This window comes from Hungatella sp. SL.1.14 (assembly GCF_024460495.1).
Classification (GTDB): Bacteria; Bacillota; Clostridia; order Lachnospirales; family Lachnospiraceae; genus Hungatella; species Hungatella hathewayi.
In genome coordinates, this window is the sequence record NZ_JANFYJ010000065.1 from 1 (window position 1) to 2,473 (window position 2,473).

Sequence of the window (2,473 nt, forward strand, 5' to 3'; positions counted from 1 at the left end):
AGAAATCGGCGTACACGAAAGCTATTGCGGAAGTAATGGATATATATGACATAGCCTGCTTTAGCAAGGCAGAAAAGAAGGATAAGAAAAAGAGCCCGGCAGGTGCGAACTGCCATGGCTCAGGTAAATAGAAAACAAATTTTCATCCTCATTATATATGAGGCATTGGAGGAAATCAAGCGTGAAATTAACAAAAATAAAGATCAAGAATCTTTTTGGTATTAAAGAGTACGAAGCAGACGGCCAGAGCGTAGAACTTTCCGGCAGAAACGGAGCCGGTAAAACTTCTGTAATTGATGCGATCCGTCTGGCGCTAACAAACCGTTCTGATCGCGAGTACATCGTAAGGGACGGGGAGACAGAAGGGGAAATTTTAATTGAAACTGACAATGGGCTGCGGATTGATCGTAAGATCAGAACAAACCAGGCAGATTACAAGAGCGTGAAAAAAGACGGCCACGAAGTCGGAAGCCCTGAAACTTTTTTGAAGGATATCTTCACCCCGTTGCAGCTATCCCCGGTAGAATTTATGGCAATGGACAGAAAAAAGCAGAATGCGATTATCTTGGATATGATTGACTACCCATGGGATATGAACAAAATCCGGGAATGGTTCGGAGAGATCCCAGGCTGGGTGTCATATGACCAGAACATTCTCCAGGTACTCCATGATATCCAGTCCGAAAACGGCGAGTACTTCCAGACCCGGCAGGATATTAACCGGGATATCCGTAACAAAAGAGCATTTATCGAAGATATCGCGGATGTGATCCCGGCCGGGTACGATGCCGAGAAGTGGGATAACGAGAATGTCGGAGAGCTTTACCGGGAGATCGAGAAGATTCGTAAAGAGAATGAGACAATCGAAAAGGCAAAACGGATGCTTGAAAGTCGTAGCAATAAGATGAGAGCCTTTGAAGCGGACAGAGAGATCGAATTGTCTGCCATCGAGAAGGAGTTTACCCGGCGGGAGACTAATCTTAAAGAACAGATTGCCTCTCTTGAGGAGCAGATCAGGTCATGCAAAAAGGAACTGTCAGGGCTCAATGAGAAGAAACAGGACAAGATCAGCCTAGCGGAGCAGACCTATAAAACGAACGTGGCTAAGTATGATGCAGAACTATCCCAATACGAAGAATATGCCAGCAAAGAAGTGAAAAGTACCGCAGAGCTCACCGAGAAGGCCGAATATGCCGAGGAAATGAAGGGCCATTTAAATGAGTACCGCCGCATGGAGAACCTGCAATCAGAGGTTGAGAAACTGGCGGCAGAATCCAAAGCCTTGACCGATAAAATCGAGAAGGCAAGGGAACTTCCGGGGGAAATCCTTCAGGAAGCAACCATTCCGATTGATGGACTTACGGTAAAAGATGGCATTCCTTTAATCCACGGACTTCCAATCAGTAACCTTTCCGATGGCGAGAAACTGGATCTTTGCATCGACGTAGCTATCCAGAAACCGAACGGATTGCAGATCATTCTTATTGATGGCGTAGAGAAGCTGTCATCTGATATGAGGAACGAACTATACCGGAAATGTAAGGAAAAGGGATTACAGTTCATTGCCACAAGAACAACTGATGAACCAGAATTAACCGTAGTCGAATTATAGGAGGAAGCCATGGAAGAGATTATGAATGTTGAAAATACAGCGCTTGCAAACCCATTTAACAACGAATCGAATTTTAAAATGCTGATGAAGATGGCGGAGGCTTTCGCAAGTACGGAAATTATACCGCAGAACTACCAGAATAAGCCGGCCGACTGTATGATTGCGATTGACATGGCAAACCGTATGCATGTAAGCCCCATGTTCGTTATGCAGAACCTTTACGTGGTTAAGGGTAAGCCTTCATGGAGCGGACAAGCCTGTATGTCCCTGATTAAGTCTAATACCGAGTTTAAGGACGTTAAGCCAGTCTACACAGGTGAGACAGGAACTAATACATGGGGGTGCCATATAGAGGCTGTGAGGCGGTCTACGGGCGAACTTGTCCGCGGTCCCGAAGTCACGATAGGGGTGGCAAAGGCAGAAAAATGGTTTTCCAAAATTGACCGATATGGTAACGAAACATCGAAGTGGCAGACGATGCCTGAATTGATGCTTGCATATCGTGCCAGTGCTTTCTTTGCTCGCGTCTACATACCTGATGCTCTTCTGGGGTGTTCCGTCGAGGGAGAAGCTGAGGATATCAGCAAAGAAAAGGAGATCCCCGAAATCCCTGATATCTTTGGTGAGAAAGAGAAGGAGGCGCAGGCATGATCTTAACCGCAGAAAACTATTTTAGCAAGGAAGCTGACCGGGAATATCTCTCGGTTAGCCAGTACAAGAACTTTATGGGAACAATTGGGCGCCCGGCCTGTGAGGCTGAAGCTATGGCAAAATTAAACGGAGAGTGGGAAATGAAAAAGACCACGGCGCTTATGGTTGGGTCTTATGTAGACGCTCACTTTGAAGGGACTCTTAGTCTGT

The 2,473-nt window shown here is 46.0% G+C and carries 3 protein-coding genes; all 3 read left to right on the top strand.

The features are described 5' to 3' along the window. Window positions 1-181: 181 nt before the first annotated feature. Window positions 182-1,612 (top strand): AAA family ATPase, encoded by a 1,431-nt coding sequence (locus NE473_RS29785; protein WP_242663924.1) that lies wholly within the window; start codon window positions 182-184, stop codon window positions 1,610-1,612. 9 nt (window positions 1,613-1,621) lie between these two features. Then, on the top strand, window positions 1,622-2,263 hold the full coding sequence (locus NE473_RS29790) for a recombinase family protein (protein WP_118078033.1): 642 nt from the start codon (window positions 1,622-1,624) through the stop codon (window positions 2,261-2,263). Continuing rightward, a partial coding sequence (locus tag NE473_RS29795; protein WP_256265526.1) for a PD-(D/E)XK nuclease-like domain-containing protein occupies window positions 2,260-2,473 on the top strand: 214 nt, incomplete at its 3' end. The genes NE473_RS29790 and NE473_RS29795, both read left to right, overlap by 4 nt.

Coding starts and splice junctions, on each gene's coding strand:
- NE473_RS29790 (WP_118078033.1), top strand. CDS start 1,622: ATGGAAGAGATTATGAATGTTGAAAATACAGCGCTTGCAAACCCATTT.